This is a genomic window from Vibrio sp. R78045 (genome assembly GCF_042466085.1).
In the GTDB taxonomy this organism is placed as follows: Bacteria; Pseudomonadota; Gammaproteobacteria; order Enterobacterales; family Vibrionaceae; genus Vibrio; species Vibrio cyclitrophicus.
Genome location: NZ_JAXHBS010000013.1, coordinates 299,952 through 319,797 on the forward strand (window position 1 = coordinate 299,952; position 19,846 = coordinate 319,797).

The following is a 19,846-nucleotide window of genomic DNA, read 5'->3' on the forward strand; positions in this document are numbered from 1 at the left end:
GGTTAGGCTCTTTTTGTATCAAGCGACTAACCCATTGACGATAGAAACCACTCCTCAGCTTTCCCCTACTTATTATCTCGACAACTTTAATCGACTGATTGAACACGCTCAAACTCTCTATCCCGATCTTCTGAGTGACGATGAATGCCGTTGGTTGTCTGAATACAAACGTCTTTCGGTTACAAGCCAGTGTCTAATGGTTCGTTTGCTTTCTCGCAAGGGCTGTTGGTTTAGAAGTGATAAGCTCGACTATGCTGAGATTCCAGATCTGAAAAGCGCCCTACAAGAGCTAAACGCATCGAGCTTCATTACGTTAAGTCACCCAACTGAACAACATAACCTCGTCATTAGTGATCTCGAATTAGGATTGCATCTACTTACTAAACCAGAGCTGTTCAGCGCATTTCCATCTCTTAAAAACAATAAGACAGCGAAGAAAGACGAACTCTTGGCGTTACTTGACCACCAACCTTTTGATCAGTTCCGAAACTTGTCGTTCGATTGTATTTACGTTGTCGAATCTGAAGTGATTGATGTATTGCTGCTGCTCTTCTTTGCCAATACTTATCAAGACCTAAGCCAATTCGTTCTGAGCGACCTTGGACTCAACAACTTCGAAAACTACCCATTAAGCAAACAGCGTCGTTTCTTCACCTCTAGAGAACAGCTCAATCAACTGATCCAAATGCACGATGTACAACGCTTGTATTTTGAGGGGGACCGTAAAGACAGTGAGTTTCTTGAGCAGCTTTTGCTGTCGATACCTACTGAATCGGATCACAGAAGTATTGCCAGAAAACGATCGCGTTTGATCAATGATATTGCTCGCGATCTAGAAAGATTGAACCTAAACGACCAAGCTGTCTTTTGGTTCAAGCAATCTATACTTCCTCCCAGCAGAGAACGACTTGCTCGCATCTATGACAAACAAGGTGAGCTAGACCTAATGTGTGACATTGTCACGGAAATGAAAAGTACGCCATCAGATGTATCAGAGCTAGAGGTCGCGGCTAAGCTTGAACATAGGTTATTCCGTATGCAAGGAAACAAAGTACAACGTAGCGCCAAACCAAGTTACGATCAGATAAAGCTGGAGCTAGATCTCAGTCAAATGCGAGTCGAGCTTGCGGTAAAGCAGCACTTTGAAAGCCAAGGATGGAATGTCTATTTCTCTGAGAACAGTTTTTTATGTGGCTTATTTGGTTTGGCTTTCTGGAATGTGATTTTTGCAGACGTAGATGGCGCCTTTATCAACCAATACCAACATCGACCACTGGATCTGTACCATTCAGATTTCGTAGACAAGAGAGCCGAACAGGTTGAAGCCGTGTTTCAGGCTATATCCAAACATGGGCTAAACCATTTGCGCGACACTTACGATGAAAAACAAGGTATCGCTAATCCCTTTGTTCATTGGAATTATTTCACGAAGGCGCTCATCGAACACAGCTTGGCTTCGATTCCAAATGCCTTAGCTGTTGATCTCTTCAAAGTGATATTGAGTGATTTAAAACTGTTTCGAACTGGGATGCCGGATTTGATTGCGTTCAAAGACGAAGAGTTTCATTGGATTGAAGTCAAAGGGCCTGGAGATAAACTGCAAGACAACCAATGGCGATGGATTAAAGAATTCGAGCGTCTTGAATTGCCGTTCTCAGTTTGTTACGTCAATCAATAACCCGCTACATGCGTGTAATAGTGAGACCCGATTTCAGATAATAAGTGCGAGAGAGTTATTCGATCCTATCCGTATCTTGTCTATAAAATCGTTAGAACATGAGCATTTTCAATCGTTTTCGATATAATTAAAGAAAATGTCTAATATTAAATACGTATGAATTTGAAAAAACTCTTCATTTTAGCTTTTGTTAGCGTCTTCTCAGGTTGTGCTGTCTACGCGGGTTTAAACTTCGACGAGCTGTTTGGTAAACAGCAAGTACGTGATCGCCAAGCCCCTATTCTCTCGGCTCAAGCCCAGCACTTCATTGACGAAGTGAAGCCCATCATTGATAACCGCTGTGTAGTTTGTCACGCGTGTTACGACGCTCCTTGCCAACTCAAAATGTCGTCTGTGGAAGGCATAGACCGAGGTGCGAGCAAAACACTCGTCTACCAAGGCACTCGTTTAACGGCCTCTGCTCCAACTCGTTTATTCGAAGACGCAATCACTACGCAAGAGTGGCGCGATGCAAGCTTCCACCCTGTGCTAAACGAACGTATGCAGAATTCAACCGCAAACCTCGATGCAGGTCTTGTCTCTCGAATGTTGATGCAGAAAGAAAACCACCCTCTCCCCGATCAAATGCAATTAGAAGGGTTCGATTTTTCAACCAATCGCGATCAACAGTGTCCGACTATTGAAGAATATGCTCAATACGAAAGAGATTACCCGACTTGGGGGATGCCTTATGGTATGCCTAACTTAGATAAAACGGAATATGCGACCTTAATGAGTTGGCTGGAAAATGGTGCACTGATGAATGACCATATTCCCCTCAATGACAGTGAACAAGTGTTGGTCGATACCTATGAAAACCTTTTTAATGAAAGTGACCTTAAGAGCCAACTTTCCGCTCGCTACATCTACGAGCACCTATTTTTATCACACCTGTATTTCTCTGACCTATCTCAGCCAACTCGCTTTTTTACGCTTGTCCGCTCTGCCACGCCTCCAGGCGAAGCCGTTCAACGCATTAGCACTCGTCGCCCTTACGACGATCCAAAAGTTGGACGTGTTTACTATCGACTAATACCCGAGCAAGGCACTATTGTCGACAAAACTCACATGCCTTTCGCATTGAATAAAGAACGTCTACAAAACTGGAAAACATGGTTTGTTGATGCGGATTACAAGATAAAACAACTTCCTAGCTATGATATAGACGTGTCAGCTAACCCCATGACGTCTTTCGAAGCGATACCAGTGAACTCGCGCTTCCACTTCATGTTAGACAATGCGCAAAACACCATTATGGCCTTTATTAAAGGACCAGTGTGTCGTGGTCAACTCGCTCTCAACGTAATTAATGACCGCTTTTGGGTATTTTTTATCGATCCAGAGAAAGCCGATTTACCAGAAATAAATGCCTTCTACGCAAGTCAAAAGAAAAACTTAAAGCTACCTAGTGAGCTTACAAGCAACACAGTACCGGTAACGAATTGGGTAAGATACGCGAAGCAACAAGCACGATACCTCAATGCGAAATCAGACTTCACCAACCAATGGTTTGGGAGCGGTGTAAACTTAGATACAAGCATTATTTGGGACGGTAATGGTACTAACCGAAATGCAGCGCTGACCATCTTTAGACATTTTGATAGCGCCTCTGTTGTCCAAGGATTGGTCGGCCCGCAACCTAAAACAGCCTGGATTCTAGATTACGCCTTATTAGAGCGAATCCATTACCTCCTTGTTGCCGGTTTTGATGTTTACGGTAATTTTGGCCACCAACTAATTACACGCATGTTCATGGACTTCTTACGTTTAGAAGGTGAAAGTAACTTCTTAACTCTTCTTCCTAAAGACGTTCGACACATTGAGCATTCAAGCTGGTACAAAAACCAGAGCGTGCAATTAAGTGACTTCCTGCAACGTAACATCGCACCTTTCGAGCAGCCGACAAACGTGGTTTACAAAACAGCCGATCCTAAGCGTGAACTACTCAACATGATTGAAGAAAAACTAGAACCTGTACTCGATAACCGATTCGACATCGTCGAGACAGGCTTTAGTAAAAAAAATGAAGCCTTATTGAGTCAAGTTAATTTGATTCGAGGGGAAGGCTTACGCCATGTACCTCAGCTCATCATGATCATGATTGAAGGCGAGAACGGTAAAGAACAGTTATTTACGCTCATTCACAATAACGCCCACAGCAACATCTCGAGCCTATTTGATGAAGAAGGTAACAGAGATTACGCCAATGATGATTTAACGTTAGTTAGAGGCGTTATAGGAAGCTATCCAGCCGCATATTTATCATTAACAGAAGAGCAAATACCCACTCTCGTATCGGTGTTGCAGAAGATAAATTCAGAAGAAGATTATGTAGCGCTACTTGATAAGTTTGCAGTACGACGCAGCTCTAGCGAGTTTTGGCCGTTCAGTGACCGCGTTCATCGTTGGTATAAGAAAGACCAACCAATTGAATTTGGCCTGTTGGACTACAACCGCTTTGAGAACCGTTAATCGAATTAAGATCAGCAAGCGAGTTAGCCTAGAACTTTAAATGGATAAAAACCCTCTGGGCACCTCACTCGGAGGGTTTTTCTATAAGCGAAGGTAAGTACCTTCAGTATGATTTAGAAACAAAGGAGTCCCTAGTTTGAGTCCGATGTTTCCAGTTGGTGTAACTCATCAAAAAACGCACGCGCGGCAGGGGAAAGGGAATCCACAGGCTGCTTTAGCACCACGTAAAACTGGCTCTTAAGGCTCCATTTCTCAGGCTGAAGTGGAATCAAAGCTTGGTCATAATGGCCACGGTCGATTAAGTGAGACGGTAAAAAACTCAAGTGTGTGCCAGCCAAGGTTAGAATCACCCCCGACTCGACATGCCAACCATCAAAAGGCTTTACAGAATCGTACTGCTCAATATTCAGTAATCGGAACATCTCACCTTTAGCATAACCCCCCATATTGATACGACAACCATCCAATGAGAAGTTCTTGTCCATGATCTTCTCAGCCAGATCTTTGCGCGCATACAGATAACTGTGCTCTTCAAACAATGGGTATTTATGTTGAAACGCTGATTTTTGATGTGACCCTAGAACCACTATCATCATATCAATCTGGTTCTTTGCTAACTTCTCATTCAACTGGGTGAAATCGCCAACATCAACACTCACCTCAACACTATTACTGCGTTGGTAAAACGTCTCGATCGCTTTAGGAAGTGGGTTATAGGGCAAAGTGACGGTGTTATCCAAGCATCCAATTCGAACATGCCCAGAGAGTTCTGTCTGTACACCTCGTAACTTATAAGCGAAGTCGGTTAGGGTTAACTTTAGTTGGTTCGCATATTTATACACTTGCTCACCTTCATGAGTCAGCTTAAAACCCCTTCTTCCACGTTGGCATAATGTTAATTCTAAGCTTTTTTCCAAGGCAATAAGCTGATTACTCAGCACAGGCTGGCTAATCCCGGTGCTTGCGACCGCCTGATTGATGCCTCCTTGCTCAACAATTTCACAAAAAAGCTCTAATCTTCGCAGGTCTCTTTTATCTAACTTATTGTTTGAATTCACTTTGTCACTCATATTTGTTTTTTGTTATGTTTACATCTGATTATATTCATTTATTAACAATAAATACATCAGTATGCTTTATTCACACTTATGGAATAACAATGCATGGATGGCACTATGGCGGCAGAAGCTTACGTGAATAAACCCGAAGCAACACACAGCCACAAAAAGATAGACGACTTCGAATTGGAACCCGTTCCCGAGAAAGCCAAACGATCTTGGTGGGTTATCAGCCTTATTTGGTTGGCTATCGGCATCGATATTTCGGGGTTGTTTCTCGGCTCGATTCTAAGTAGCGGGATTGGTTTTGAAGACGCACTGCTTGCCACGTTTATTGGTTCAGGCTTATTGGCGATCATCGCGATGCTGTGTGCCAACATTGGCTTTCAAGCTGGCGTGTCTACCCCGCTGGTGAGCAGCGCGGTGTTTGGTCGTAACGGCGGTAAAATTCTTGGCTTCATCAACGGCATCTCATTAGTCGGCTGGTTCGCATTCCAGGCTGATTTCTTCGCTTTCATCATGGTCGATGCACTGGCGAAATACGACATCATAATTTCACACCTCACCGCTCTTATTGGCGGCAGTGTATTAATGATGATGACGGCCATCTACGGTGTTCGTGCCCTAGGTAAACTCAGCACCTATTCAGTACCTTTAATGGTGACGCTGATTACCATCGGTTTGTTTATGGCCGCTGATTATCAAGGTGGCGCAGCGCCATCCATTGAAGATCCTTTGACGCTTGGCCAAGCTATCTCCTTTGTTATGTCTATCTGGATTCTAGCTGCGGTTGCCGCGCCTGATATTGCTCGCTACGCCAAAACGCGTCGTGATGCGATTCTAGGAGCGGGTATCGGTTTCCTCGTCGGCAACAGTGCCATTATTATTATCGCGTTGATCCTGACCAAAATGACAGGCACCGACGACCTAGTAGAAGTCTTCTTCACACTTGGTTTAGGTATGGCGGCTATTATCGTACTGGTGTTCGCACAATGGACCACCAACAGTAGCAACCTGACCTCTGGCGGCTTATGCATGTCGATGGTTCTACCGAAGATTCCGCGCCCTGTTTTGGTTGTGATCATGACCATCGTCGGTATTGGCATTGCTCAACTCGGCATGGTGAACAAGTTTACTGACTTCTTAATGCTCCTCAGCGTAACCATTGCGCCTGCGGCAGGTGTCTACATCGTTCAATATTATGTTTTAGATTCGACAAAAATGAGCTTTGAGAACATCCAACAAGTTCCAGCTTGGATGTTTAAAGGCTTGGCTTCTTGGGCATTTGGTACTGCATTCAGCGCTTGTACTGCGCCAGAGTTTTTCAACCTATTTTCGTTAACCAGTATCTCAGCGTTAGACGGCATTCTTGCCGCTGGTGTGATTTACCTCGCCCTAATGAAGCTTTCTCCTTCAAGTGATAAGGAATAGTAGTTGTGATTATTACTGAACAAATGATTGATGATATCGCGCTTGGTGCGACGGTATTAGGTACTGGCGGCGGTGGTGACCCATACAGCGGAGCATTGATGGCGAAAGTAGCCATTGCAACAGCAAAGCACCCTGTACGCATGATCCCTCTAGAAGACGTACAAGACGATTGGATGACAGTGCCCTCTTCAATGATTGGCGCACCAACCGTCGCAGTAGAGAAACTCAATTCGAAAGATCAAATGTTGATTGCTTTCGAAGCGATGGAAAAAGCGCTCGGCACTGAAGTAGCGGCAACGTTTCCTATCGAAGTGGGCGGTTTTAATTCGCTGATTCCAATCCTTGTTGCAGCACAAAAGAACATCCCTGTAATTGACTGTGATGCAATGGGCCGTGCGTTCCCAGAAGCTCAGATGGTGACTTTCTTTCTTGATGGCCTCCCTTCTGCTCCGAACACATTGGCTGATGAGCGTGGTAATGTCGTCACACTTTATCCAATTGACGGGATTTGGTCTGAAAAGTTCGCGCGACCAATTACTGAACAAATGGGCGGCTCTGCGGCAATGTGCGATTACCCAATGAACGGTAAGAACCTAAAACGTAGCGCACTGCCTGCAACACTGACCCAAGCAATGAAGATTGGTGAAGCGATTAGATTGGCGAACGACAACAATCAGAGTGGCACACAGGCCGTACTAAACATTGTTGGTGGCCATACCATCATCAGTGGCAAGATTGTTGATATTCAACGTGAAACCGATGGTGGCTTTGCAACTGGCGGTGTCGTGATTGAAAAGCTGGCTCAGTTTGAAGATACCGGCATCGATAACGTATTTGTACAGTTCCAAAACGAATTACTTCTCGCGCACAAAGGCACAAGCCGCGCAGACATGAACCAAGATAACCTGCTGGCATCAACACCAGATCTTATTTCGATCTTGGATCATGAAACCGGAAAGCCAATCACAACAGAACAACTTCGTTACGGGCAGCGCATTGACCTTATCGCCTACCCTTGCGACCCAAAATGGCGCACTGACAAAGGCATCGAAGTCGCGGGCCCGGGTTACTTTGGCTACACCGTCGAGTATCAAACCATTGAACAACTAAAGTCTGCATTGAAGAGGTAGTAGCATGACAAACATTACGCTTGATTACTGCCGCCTTGGCATTGACGTAGGTGGTACCAATACCGACGGTGTGCTGCTCGACGCAGACTTGAATGTGATTGCCAAAGTAAAAACCGCAACCACACATGATATTTCAACAGGGATCGACAACGCGATTTCTGCGCTATTAAACCAAGCAAACATTGATGGTCAGCAAGTGAAACACGCGATGCTTGGCACCACTCAATGCACCAACGCAATTGTTGAACGAAAAGGTTTAGACAGAGTCGGCATGATTCGCTTAGCGCTTCCAAGTGGTGATAGCGTCCCGCCACTTTGTGGTTGGAGTAAAGCGTGGCAAAACTTGCTTGGTGAACACTTCTACCAAGCGCACGGCGGCTATGAATACGACGGCCAGTTGATCGCTAACATTCAAGAGTCTGAGATCCGCGAGCTTTGTCAGAAAATGAAAGGCCATGTGGATTCCATTGCTATCTGCGGGGTGTTCTCTCCCGTCAACGGCGACCAAGAGCTTCGAGCAGCAGAGTGGATTCAGCAAGAACTTCCGGGCGTGAACCTATCGCTTTCCCATAAAGTAGGCAGCTTAGGGCTTCTAGAACGTGAGAACGCGACTATCCTCAACGCGGCTCTGCAAGGCACAGCAAAACGATTCGTTGACGGTTTTTGCAGTGCACTCATCAATCATGAAATCCACACCACGCCTTATTTCGGTCAGAACGATGGAACATTAATGTCGCAACAGTTCGCGTTGATGTACCCGATTCTCACCGTGGCTTGTGGCCCAACAAACTCGATTCGTGGTGCGAGCCATCTAACCAAGCTTAAAGACGCGATTGTAGTCGATGTAGGCGGCACAACGTCGGATATTGGTGTGCTTACTCACGGCTACCCAAGAGAATCGAGCCTCGCGGTAGAAATTGGTGAAGTCAGAACCAACTTCCGTATGCCTGATATTTTGGCATTAGCGATTGGTGGTGGTACCAAGGTTCGCTTTGAACAACAGCGTATAGAGCTTGGCCCAGAAAGTGTTGGCCATACCTTAACGCAGGCCGCTCGTAGCTTTGGCGGTGATGAACTTACGCTAACCGATATTGCACTCAAAACAGGTCAAATGCAGTGGCAGGCAGAGCATCAATTGAGTGATGAGATTGGTATATCGAGCGAACAAGCCAGTCAGGTATACCAACAAATGGTCACGGATGTTGAAGAAGGAATCGACAAAATGAAGACGTCAGCTGCGAGCGTCCCCGTGATCATGGTTGGCGGCGGCAGTGCCCTATTCCCAGATCATTTTGAAGGTGTAAGCCAAGTGGTTCGACCAGATCACTTTGAAGTAGCGAATGCCATTGGTGTTGCGCTGGGTGAAATATCTGGTCAGTTCGATAAGATCGTTCCGATTGAGCCCGCTTCTCGAGAGGAAACCTTAAAAGGCTTGGAAGAACAATCAAAGCAACTGGCGATTGAAGCTGGCGCTTGCAGCGATAATGTCGCGATCATTGAACGCAGCGAGATTCCATTAAGCTACCTACAAGGCAATATGGTTCACATCAAAATAAAAGCTGCAGGACATATCAAGACGGCTTAGAGCCGTTTTTAAAATGTCTAATTTAAAGTCTTTTTCGACAATGGAAAAAGCAGGCTGTTTCTTTATATTCAAATAAAGAAACAGCCTGCTTTTTTACTTTTAGTCTCGGAATTTCAGTTCAACAACCACTTTATAGTTGTAATCGTAGTTCAGCTAGCGAGTCTTTCGTCAATTGAATCAGAGACTCACTGCAATCTCGGTACTGCTTCAACGGATCATCGCTTGCTTCAATGCTCTGACATAAATTCAATAACGCAGATAAACCTAAACTACCCGCAGAACCTTTTAACTTATGAGCCAGAGATTTTACTTCTCGCCCATTGGCTGCTTCACTTGCTTGAACCAATTCATTCAACGTTTGCTGGCTACTCTCTTCAAATAACCCAACAATTTGTTTCATTTTCTCCAAACCAAGAATAGACAAGTCGCCTTCTATTACTTTTCGATCAATCAGTGTCACTGTCGTTTCTCCTACGCCTGACTTCTGAGCGCTCATTTCCGAGATTGAATCAACTATTACACCAGCCATATAAGGGGGCTCTTGATGTTCTTCGTTGGTTCGGCTCAATCTATCCGTTTTGTTGGGCCTATCAATTTTATTTAGCCTTGCAGCCTCTTTACATATAGCATCGTCTGGGCCTGGCTGCGGAAGCAACAAGGATTTACCATCAAGCTGAGTCACAATGAGTTGTGACAGTGCTTCTTTTTCTAACGGCTTAGGTAAAAACCCATCAAAACCCGATGATAAATAACCTTCGACTTCTTCATTGAATACGTGTGCAGACACAGCCACCATTGGTGGAACATGTTGAGTATTGGCATATAAAGTCTGGACTCGCTGGGTGTCATAACTGCTTTTTAACTGCTGAATCAATTCAACACCATCGCAGTCTGGTAAGTTAATATCCACCAGCGCAATATCAAACGCTTGTTCAGTAAAAAGGACTCGAGCTTCTTGACCTGTTGTAGCAATCACAACTTCATGGCCCAAGTTATGTAAGAAACCTTCGGCAACAATACAGTTCACTGGGTTATCTTCAATCAAAAGCACTTTCGCACGAATACAGGTTTCGACTACTGCCGTTTTCGTCTCTATTTTCTCGCCTATTTCAAGCGGAACAGAGAACCAGAATTGGCTACCTTCGCCTTCTTCTGAATGGACGCCAATTTCGCCGTTCATCGCCAGCATAATACTCTTACTAATGGCTAAGCCTAAACCGGTACCACCTGTTTTATTCCGACCACTATCCGTTTGGCTAAATGCATCAAACAAACATGTCTGTTCACTTGCATCAATACCAACACCCGTATCTGATACTTCGAACATCACCCGATTTTCATCTTCCACATCTAGGCTAATAAAGATATCGACCGAGCCGCTTTCGGTAAATTTAATCGCATTGCCAACTAAGTTATTCAATATCTGGCTAATACGAGTCGCATCTCCGCGCCAATAGCGTTTCACGTCACTTTCAATATGGAAGTCAAAATTTAGCTTCTTCTCTGCAGCGCGCCCTTCCATCAACTGATATGTATCTTGAACCATCTGGTGAAGGTCAAAAGAAGCCACTCGGATTTCTAGGTGACCAGCTTCAATCTTCGAATAATCAAGAACGTCATTCAAAATCGCTAATAAGTTCTTACCACTGCGGTTGATGATATCGGCATAACCAGACTGTAGTGGATCTAACCCTGTGTCTTTGAGTAGCCTAGCCGTACCTAAAACCCCGTTCATTGGTGTTCTTATTTCGTGACTCATGGTCGCTAAGAAAGCGGATTTCGCGCGGCTCGCTTGTTCAGCAGCATTACGAGCTTTTGCGTGATTACCAACCTCGACATTCAGTTTTTCGTTGGTTTGTTGTAGTTGATAAGTACGTTCAGTGATCAACTCTTCAAGATGTTCCTTATGCTCTTCTAATTCGCGTTTTGCTTTCGCTTCGCCCACTGCCACCACTTGCAACGCTTGCGCTGTATTTCTCGCCGTAATAATGGCTTCCCCCATGTGAGCGAGTTCATCATTACCTTTGACTGAAATATCAATATTAAGTCGCCCCTGTGCGATCAACATTAACGCTGAAGAATACTCGGTCAGACGTTTCACCACTGATACATAAACAACACGCCACACGATAAAGGCAACAATAACAAGGCCGATAATCGAGATGACAGAGAGCGACCATTGAGCCAAGCTTAGCGTAGATGTCAGTTCATCTACCGCTTTCTTTGTACTCAAATTTGAGTCATCAATAAGTTGGTTGACGGTGGTATTCAATTGAGAAAACAACTGCAACGTATTTTGCATCAGAAACTCTGACTTCTTGGTGTTTTCATATTGCTCTAGCGATATATCAAACACGACTTGGCGTTTTCTTAACTCTTCAAGAAGCTGAGACATCTGTGCTGAACGGGTAGGATCTTCTACCGCTTTTACACGGCGAACCATAATTCTGAGATTAGATTCGAATTCAGTTTGGATTTGATGAATACGTTCAACATTGGTTACCGTCTGAGTTTCTTCAATTTGGTTGAGCATCTTAAATGCGAGGAGATGCAATTCGTGCAGACGTTCAGATAGGTCGAGATCAACTTCGACAAGCGCATCTAGCGCTTGATAGGCTTTATCAGTTTCTTGTGACTCTAGCAGGTCATAGATATGTGTGACATTAGCAACCGCGATAGTGGCAGTATTCAGAACTTGCGTTCGAGTGAGTTGCTCAAGCTCTTCGGCAAGCAAACGCATCTCTTCGACACGAGATGACAGCTCTTTAGTTAGCCATAACTTACGTTCAACAGAAACACCCAGCTCAGCCAGCGTATTGATAACACTTTGCACGTTGTTTTCGAGTTTATTCAGAAGCTCAGAGTCAAAGCTATCAACACCCAACTCTTTGATATGTTGGAGCAGCGCCTCAAGTTGATCGAATAAGACGGTTCCCGCTTCTTTTCTCTCGGCTTCATTTCGAGCATTCGAGAGGGTTTGCACTGACGAAATAATACGATTACTCAATTCAGAAACCTGACGAGCTTCAATCATCGCAGGTAATGCCGAATCGACGACGTTTCTCTCTGTTTTTGCTACAAAGCTAAACCCAGAAACACCAATCAATGCAGACAAAAGAACGAGCATCGCCATCACTAAAAATGAGGCCAGCAGCTTGCGTCCAATACTTGCTGAAGCTAACAACATAAAACCTAAACCTTAAAACGTTCTTCTTTACCCATGCAGAATACGCTATATTTTGCAGTGTTTCTTATCTAATACCAATAAAACGGCAATTCATGCTCTCTAAAACCTTTGCTTCAAAACTTCTTATCTCTTTGCTTGCGATAACGAGCGCTTCGACAAATGCGAGTGAATCTTTAAGTGATTCTGAAAAGCCCCTAAGTCAGGCTAGCGAACCTTTGAGCCCTATAAAACCGGCAACCGCTACATCACAGAAAGAGAAGATTTGCGCTATTTATCCTCACCTTAAGGATTCATATTGGTTATCGGTCAATTACGGCATGGTTTCCGAAGCAGAGAAGCAACAAGTAGAATTCAGAGTTTTGGAAGCTGGCGGTTACCCCAACGTTGCCAAACAAGCTTCTCAATTAGTGCTTTGCACAAAATGGGGAGCTGACGCCATTATTCTAGGCACGGTTTCACCTGACGCTTATCACGATAATCTTACCGACTGGGTAGGCTCAACGCCGGTTTTTGCTACGGTTAACGAATTAACAGTGAGTGAAGAGCAACAAAAAGTATTGAAAGGAACTGTGGGGGTTGATTGGTATCAAATGGGCTTTCAAGTCGGTGAATACTTAGCAAAACTACATCCTAAAGGCTCAGGCAAAACCCCTATTGCTCTATTACTTGGACCACAATCCAGTGGCGGCACCAAACCCGTAGCATTAGGTTTCTACGACGCGATTAAATCCAGTGATGTGACAATCGCGATCAGCTACTGGGCAGATAACGATAAAGAGCTACAAAGAAACCTTGTCCAACAAGTCATCGAACAACCTGATATCAAATACATTGTGGGCAGTGCGGTCGCAATTGAAGCAGCGATCAGTGAACTCCGAGCGGCAGGCAAAACCAAAGAAATTGGGTTAATTTCAAGTTATTTGAGTCACGGAATCTACCGAGGCTTATTGCGGAATAAGGTACTTTTTGCACCAACAGATAAAATGGTCGAGCAAGGTCGTTTATCCGTAAAACAAGCCGTCAGCTACTTGCGTGGGCAGCCTTATGAGGTGCACAGTGCACCAACAATAGAAGCGCTCACCCCTGCAACATTAAAAGATCAAATTATTGCCGACTCTTTGTCACCTTCTGAGTTTCGGCCGGTATTCAGTGTGAATCCATAGTGTTATATTGAGTTAAGTAGTCAATAACAATAAAAATACGAACAATAATTTAGGGAACATTCATGCAAAAAACAACGCGTACAATGCCAACGCACAAACATATTGCTTTAGTTGCTCATGACCATTTTAAGCCAGAGCTACTAAGATGGGTTAAGGAAAATAAAGAAAAGCTACAGAGCCATTTCCTATATGCGACAGGCACAACGGGTTCACTACTAAGCAAAGAAACAGGCTTGGCAATCAAGAGCATGATCAGCGGTCCAATGGGCGGAGACCAACAACTAGGCGCACTTATCTCTGAAGGAAAAATCGATATGCTGATTTTCTTTTGGGATCCATTGAATGCGGTACCTCATGACCCAGACGTAAAAGCGTTGCTTCGTATTGCAAGTGTTTGGAACATTCCTGTTGCCACTAACCGCGCAACTGCAAACTTCTTGTTTAATTCTTCTCTGTTGGATCAAGAAGTGATCATCGAGATTCCAGATTATGAAGCGTATCTAGCTGAGCGCACTTAACTGTATTCACTCTTGGATTGGATATAGATGCGGCAATACGCGAGAACTAAAAAGCCTGCTTTATCGCAGGCTTAATTATTTGTAACGCTTGGTAAAAGTAACTCTATGCTTCGGAACGAAGCTAGTTATCGCTCCACACCGCCATCTCATTACCACTCGGTTCTTTAAAATGGAAACGTCGTCCGCCAGGAAAGCTAAAAATCTCTCGGTTTATATGCCCACCAGCATCAATCACATCACGCTCGGTTTGCTCAAGATCTTGGCTATAAAAAACCATCAGCGCCGCGCCACTTTCAGCATCAGAAGCTAACTCTGCCAAATAGAACCCTCCCATCAAACCTTTACCTTCAAAAGCAGAATATTCAGGACCGTAATCTTCAAACTTCCAACCAAACACTTGGCTAAAAAATACCTTTGTTGCTGTGATGTCTCGTGCAGCAAATTCGATGTAGTTAATAGAACCATGTTCCATAGCGGATTCCTTGTGCTTTATGCCGTTGCCTTATTGATAATAAAGCGAGCCTTGGAGACCTAATCTTAGACCATCACATCAAGTCACATTACCTTTTTCGAACCACTGGATAATCAGAGCCATGAAGTTCTTGTACGAAGCCAGAACCATCACCGCTGTGCGTAATCCAAACTTTCTCTTTAGCTCGCGTCATTGCCACGTAAAACAGGCGACGCTCTTCAGCGTAAGGGAAAACATCGGACGATTCAGTCAATGCTCCATCAATGTGTAGCTGCTTCTTTTTAGCCGGGAACTGTCCTTCATCAACACAAAGGATAATCACGAAGTCGGCTTCTTTACCTTTACTCGCATGGCAGGTCATAAAATTGATATCAATCGAAGTGTAGATTTTTTTCCAATCTTCTAACAATTCAGGCTTGTGGTAATGATTACGACCAAGCAACAAGACAGATTTTTTGGTTTTACCTTTCGATTGTCGATTCAATTGATCGAGGATCTTCTCCACTTCTTTACTTGGCGCACTATAGACCGCCTTCTGCTTTTGTTGCTTAAAGCTGTTCAGCTCTTTCGGCAACTGAATCGGGTTTTCTTGTACAAAGCGATTGGCAACCGCACCTAACTGATTATTAAAGCGATAAGTTGTATCTAGATGATGAATAGTCGAGCTCTCAAAACGATCCTTAAAGCCCGTAGTTAGATCAACATCTGCACCTGCAAACTGGTAGATAGACTGCCAGTCATCACCGACTGCAAAGATAGAAGCTTGGTGTTGAACCTTCGACTGATTACAAAGCGCTTCAACCAGAGCAAGACGATCAGGTGAGATATCTTGGTATTCATCGATCATGATGAACTTCCAAGGCGAGACAAACTTGCCCTTCTCCACGTATTGAGTCGCACGACTAATCATGGTCGAGAAGTCGATATGATTCTCTTCTTTTAGCGCTTTCTGCCATGCGATGACACACGGCCAGCACAATGAAAGTTCACTGTTTAAGCGCGTGTAATCCCGATGGTCGATTAACTGTTGCTGGACTTCTTTCTTCGATAAGCCCGACGCGTTTAACTGCTCAAGTTGTTTTTCGAGCCAACCGATTAACTTAAGGTTCGATACATGGCTACCAAGTTCATCATCTCCGGTCAAATACGCGATTGGCCATTTAGACAGGTGTTTTTGCCAACGCTTGAAGTTGGTCGGCGTCATCCAGTGCTTCTTCAACCAATCAATGCACCATGCTTGGCGTTGATTATTGTCTAGCGCGAGAGGAGAAATAACAACGCGTTCGGTTTCTACTTGATTCAGTATCTTCAAACCTAATTGATGGAAAGTGCTGACTTGAACTTTTTCAGCTGATAAGCCAATTTTGCTATCGAGACGCTGTTTCATTTCGTCAGCCGCTTCTCGACCAAATGCAAGCAATAGAATCTCTTCAGCTTGAGCCTGATGGCTTTGCAATAAATAAGCAACACGAGCCGTCAGAACGCTAGTTTTACCTGACCCTGCACCAGCAAGAATGAGGTTATGGTCGTCGTTCATCAAAACCGCGTATTGCTGAGACAAATTCAACGGTGATGACTCACATTGTGCAAACAGCACTTCCCAGTTCTTCCTTTCAGTTTCTAGCCACTGTTGATTTCGTTCAGCTTGTTTAATCTCGGTTTCTAACAACCATGGCTGCATACGAGCAAATCGGTTTGGCATACGCTGAGCCGCTTCTTCTAGCGTCATCGTCATATTTTCTAAACTTGAATTGACCATTTCAACCCAAGTATTGACCTTGGAATGCGGCAAGAAAGCAGGAAGTTGCTCCAAACGAGTTAATTCAGCTTCCCATTGAGGGACGTGTTCCGCGAGTTGTTCACATTGAGTGTCATGCCATTTTTGATAAGCGGCAACGGAGGCTCGAGCAAACTGACGACACTGATCCCAAGGTAGCCCTTGCACTAACCAGCTGCGCTGTTTGCCATCTTGTTGGTTAGCAAAAAACTGCAACGATCCCCAAAACAAGCCGCGCTTTATCGCGATCTTGCCACTCCAAATAGTAAACGGGATACGTTCTTCACTACCCACTGAAGACAACAGTAGGCGTGGACCATCAAGTTCGACCTGATGATACTCATTTTGAATAAAAAACTGTGCAGTCTTGTTAGCGCTTAGCTGCATTGGAGCGTGCTCTTAATTGGGAATATTGAATTTATATCATGATGCAATCAGAATTAATAATATCTCATATCTTATCGACGCTTTCATGACCATCTAGGGACAATTATGGATAAGTATCAAATTCTTGTGCTTGATTTCTGTTAGGATTATGGTTTTAGTGTGTCAAGTGAGCGACTGTGGACTTTTCTGCCAAATTACGCCTCTATTGGGCGAATAAAACCATAAATTACAGCGTATTAATTCTCATCACCCTACTCGGTGTTGTGGTGCCTGCTTGGTATTATGGACAAAACACACTCATCACCCCACTTATTTTAGGCGTCATTGCTGCTGCTCTAGCGGAAAGTGATGACAGCTTTACTGGTCGATTGAAAGCACTCACGTTGACCTTTATCTGTTTCGCTGTTGCAGCCTTCTCTATTGAGATTCTTTTCGATACACCTTGGCTGTTCGCGATAGGGCTTTTCGTTTCAACCTTCTCTTTCATCATACTCGGAGCGATTGGCCCTAAATACGCCAGCATCGCGTTTGGCTCGCTGTTGGTCGCTATCTACACCATGCTTGGCGCTCACGAAAGTACCAACCTATGGTTTCAGCCTTTGCTGCTATTAACAGGGGCAGCTTGGTACTACTTCATGTCAATGATTTGGCAAATTGTATGGCCAATGCAACCCGTGCAACAGAACCTTGCTACCGTATTTGATCAAATTGGCACCTATATGGGATCAAAGGCGGAGCTATTCTATCCTGTGTCTGACCTTATCCCACAGCCACACCGTATAATTGAAGCTAAGTTGAATGCCAGCACCGTTAATGCACTAAACATGTGCAAAGCAACGTTGCTTAACCGTTCCAAGCGAGGGCACATTGATGGCCCAAGTGACCGGTTCCTAAACACCTATTTCATCGCGCAAGATATTCATGAACGTGTCAGTTCAAGCCACTATCGCTATCAAGAGCTAGCTAAACATTTCGAACGTTCTGATGTTCTGTTTCGCTTCAAATACCTGCTCGAAGCTCAAGCTGCGGCCTGTAAAGAAGTTGCGGCGTCATTAAAAGTTGGTGCTGAATATCAACATGGCGACAAATCTGTACTGGCACTTGATGAATTGATGTCTTCACTGAATCATTTACAGCAACAGAACAAGCCAGAATGGAAGCCACTGTTAAACCAATTGAATTATCTATTCAACAACCTAGCTACCGTTGAAAAACAGCTATCGAATATCAGTAATCCAGATGCCGAAAAACTAGAAGAAGGTGTGTTAGACGATACGAACCCACATACTTTGACAGCAATGTGGCAAAAGATCAGAGCCAATCTGCATACCGACTCCATGCTATTTCGCCACGCAATCCGCATGGCTATTACGCTCACACTCGGTTACGGAATCATCCAAGGTTTTAATATTGAACGTGGTTATTGGATTCTACTCACGACGCTGTTCGTTTGTCAGCCAAACTACAGCGCAACTCGACAAAAACTGACCGCCCGTGTCATTGGCACGGTAGCAGGTTTACTCATTGGGGTTCCGTTACTGACTTTCTTCCCTTCCCAAGAGAGCCAATTGGTTTTCATTGTCATTAGTGGCGTGATGTTCTTTGCATTCCGCATTAATAACTATGGCTTCGCAACGGGCTTCATTACCTTATTGGTATTATTCTGTTTTAATCAACTTGGAGAAGGCTTCGCCGTTGTACTTCCAAGATTAGCTGACACCTTTATAGGTTGTGCTCTCGCCGTACTCGCTGTGATCTACGTATTACCAGACTGGCAATCAAAGCGATTACATAAAGTCATGGCAGACGCCCTCGCTTCAAATAAAAACTACCTGGCTCAAATCATTGGTCAGTACCGTGTAGGTAAAAAAGACACGCTAAATTACCGTATTGCACGTCGCAGCGCACACAATAACGATGCGAACCTAACAGTGGCCATCAGCAGCATGTTGGTTGAGCCCGGCAAATATCGCACCTCAGAAGATGAGAGCTTTCGATTCCTTACGCTCAATCATGCTTTACTAAGCTATATTTCAGCACTCGGTGCCCATCGGACTCGTATCGATGACGAAGCCACACACAAACTGGTATTGGACGCACACCGTGTCATACATGAGCATCTCAACGCTCTCAATGATCAGCTCTATTCTCATCAAGAACAGTGTGAAGTGAAAAATTCTTACGACCCTGAGCTTGATCAGCGTTTAAGTGAATGGCGAGAAGAAGATGAAAGCTCTGTCAGAATGGTCTTACAACAGCTTCATTTGATTTATCGAATGCTTCCAGAACTCCATACCTTAGCGACCAAATTTGCGGTAAAAGTTAAGATTGATAAGTCGCTCGACACAGGCGCGTCTTGAGAAATAAACAAAATACTGTAAAAACAAAAAGATAGCCAAGATCGAGCAATTATTAACCACCCTTTTATTTGTACATTGTTCTATCAATAGCAAAAACTCACTCTACCCATACCGATAAGGAGGCAAGACAAACTATTACGCGACCTTATGCAATAAGGGCTGAGGAGATTTTTACATTGTGGGAATTTTCTGACATTGATTGACCAAGCCATAACTTTGCCTAACATTTCTCGGACAAAAAATGACCAAAGCAATTTATAGTTGTCTTAGTTTTGGGAACTATCAAACTTCATTTAATATTCACTTAATCTTGTTTGATTTTCCGAATCAGTAGGCTATGCTCCATAGAGCATATGGATTTGAACAAAGGTCACACTATGAATACACAACAATTTGAAGCGTTTAAGGAGCAAATACAGCTTCTCAATCCTCAACAACTTAAAGCGCTTCAAGGCGAGATCGACGGAAGTCTTGAGCTGGATAAGCCATCTCTTCTGACTGATGAAGAGCTAAACGCGCTAAATGACCTGTTCAATTAGTAGACACCCGTCACTATTTTAGCTTAAGTTCATCGTTTCATAGTAAGTTT

At 44.1% G+C, this 19,846-nt stretch carries 13 protein-coding genes; 9 read left to right on the forward strand and 4 right to left on the reverse strand.

Translation table 11 applies throughout. The features are described 5' to 3' along the window. Positions 1–13 precede the first annotated feature (13 nt). Positions 14–1,678 carry a VRR-NUC domain-containing protein gene (locus tag SJY39_RS11850; RefSeq protein ID WP_010428968.1) on the forward strand — a complete coding sequence of 555 codons (1,665 nt, stop codon included), beginning with the start codon at positions 14–16 and terminating at the stop codon, positions 1,676–1,678. A gap of 156 nt (positions 1,679–1,834) precedes the next feature. Then, the gene (locus SJY39_RS11855; RefSeq protein WP_016793625.1) at positions 1,835–4,189 is read left to right on the forward strand and encodes a fatty acid cis/trans isomerase; all 2,355 of its coding nucleotides are present in this window, start codon (positions 1,835–1,837) and stop codon (positions 4,187–4,189) included. A gap of 131 nt (positions 4,190–4,320) precedes the next feature. Here the strand turns inward: SJY39_RS11855 and SJY39_RS11860 are convergent, their stop codons facing one another. Next, positions 4,321–5,259, reverse strand: a complete 939-nt coding sequence (locus SJY39_RS11860) for a LysR family transcriptional regulator (RefSeq protein WP_010428964.1) — start codon at positions 5,257–5,259, stop codon at positions 4,321–4,323. Positions 5,260–5,352: 93 nt separating this feature from the next. Between SJY39_RS11860 and SJY39_RS11865 the strand changes: the two genes are divergently transcribed. From SJY39_RS11865 to SJY39_RS11875, 3 genes are read left to right on the forward strand one after another with little or no spacing between them, the layout of a single operon-like run. After that, the gene (locus SJY39_RS11865) at positions 5,353–6,678 is read left to right on the forward strand and encodes a cytosine permease (RefSeq protein ID WP_016793624.1); all 1,326 of its coding nucleotides are present in this window, start codon (positions 5,353–5,355) and stop codon (positions 6,676–6,678) included. Positions 6,679–6,683: 5 nt separating this feature from the next. Next, on the forward strand, positions 6,684–7,808 hold the full coding sequence (locus tag SJY39_RS11870; protein WP_016792342.1) for a DUF917 domain-containing protein: 1,125 nt from the start codon (positions 6,684–6,686) through the stop codon (positions 7,806–7,808). 4 nt (positions 7,809–7,812) lie between these two features. Beyond that, positions 7,813–9,393: a hydantoinase/oxoprolinase N-terminal domain-containing protein gene (locus SJY39_RS11875; protein ID WP_016792341.1), complete on the forward strand. Its 1,581-nt coding sequence runs from the start codon at positions 7,813–7,815 to the stop codon at positions 9,391–9,393. Positions 9,394–9,523: 130 nt separating this feature from the next. Here SJY39_RS11875 and torS read toward each other — a convergent pair whose 3' ends face one another. Beyond that, positions 9,524–12,580, reverse strand: a complete 3,057-nt coding sequence (gene torS / locus SJY39_RS11880) for a TMAO reductase system sensor histidine kinase/response regulator TorS (protein ID WP_016792340.1) — start codon at positions 12,578–12,580, stop codon at positions 9,524–9,526. A gap of 92 nt (positions 12,581–12,672) precedes the next feature. Between torS and torT the strand changes: the two genes are divergently transcribed. Next, complete coding sequence (torT, locus tag SJY39_RS11885) at positions 12,673–13,743, forward strand: TMAO reductase system periplasmic protein TorT (RefSeq protein ID WP_016792339.1); 1,071 nt, start codon at positions 12,673–12,675, stop codon at positions 13,741–13,743. 62 nt (positions 13,744–13,805) lie between these two features. Further along, positions 13,806–14,261 carry a methylglyoxal synthase gene (locus tag SJY39_RS11890; RefSeq protein ID WP_010428948.1) on the forward strand — a complete coding sequence of 152 codons (456 nt, stop codon included), beginning with the start codon at positions 13,806–13,808 and terminating at the stop codon, positions 14,259–14,261. A gap of 121 nt (positions 14,262–14,382) precedes the next feature. On the opposite strand, the gene SJY39_RS11895 is transcribed toward SJY39_RS11890, so the two are convergent. After that, on the reverse strand, positions 14,383–14,733 hold the full coding sequence (locus SJY39_RS11895; RefSeq protein WP_010428944.1) for a VOC family protein: 351 nt from the start codon (positions 14,731–14,733) through the stop codon (positions 14,383–14,385). 88 nt (positions 14,734–14,821) lie between these two features. Continuing rightward, positions 14,822–16,897: a DNA helicase IV gene (gene helD, locus SJY39_RS11900; RefSeq protein ID WP_016792338.1), complete on the reverse strand. Its 2,076-nt coding sequence runs from the start codon at positions 16,895–16,897 to the stop codon at positions 14,822–14,824. Between the two features lie 176 nt (positions 16,898–17,073). On the opposite strand from helD, the gene yccS reads away from it, so the two are divergent. Next, positions 17,074–19,257 (forward strand): YccS family putative transporter, encoded by a 2,184-nt coding sequence (yccS, locus tag SJY39_RS11905; RefSeq protein WP_010428937.1) that lies wholly within the window; start codon positions 17,074–17,076, stop codon positions 19,255–19,257. Between the two features lie 353 nt (positions 19,258–19,610). Then, on the forward strand, positions 19,611–19,796 hold the full coding sequence (locus tag SJY39_RS11910; protein ID WP_010428935.1) for a hypothetical protein: 186 nt from the start codon (positions 19,611–19,613) through the stop codon (positions 19,794–19,796). The last annotated feature ends 50 nt before the right edge of the window (positions 19,797–19,846 follow it).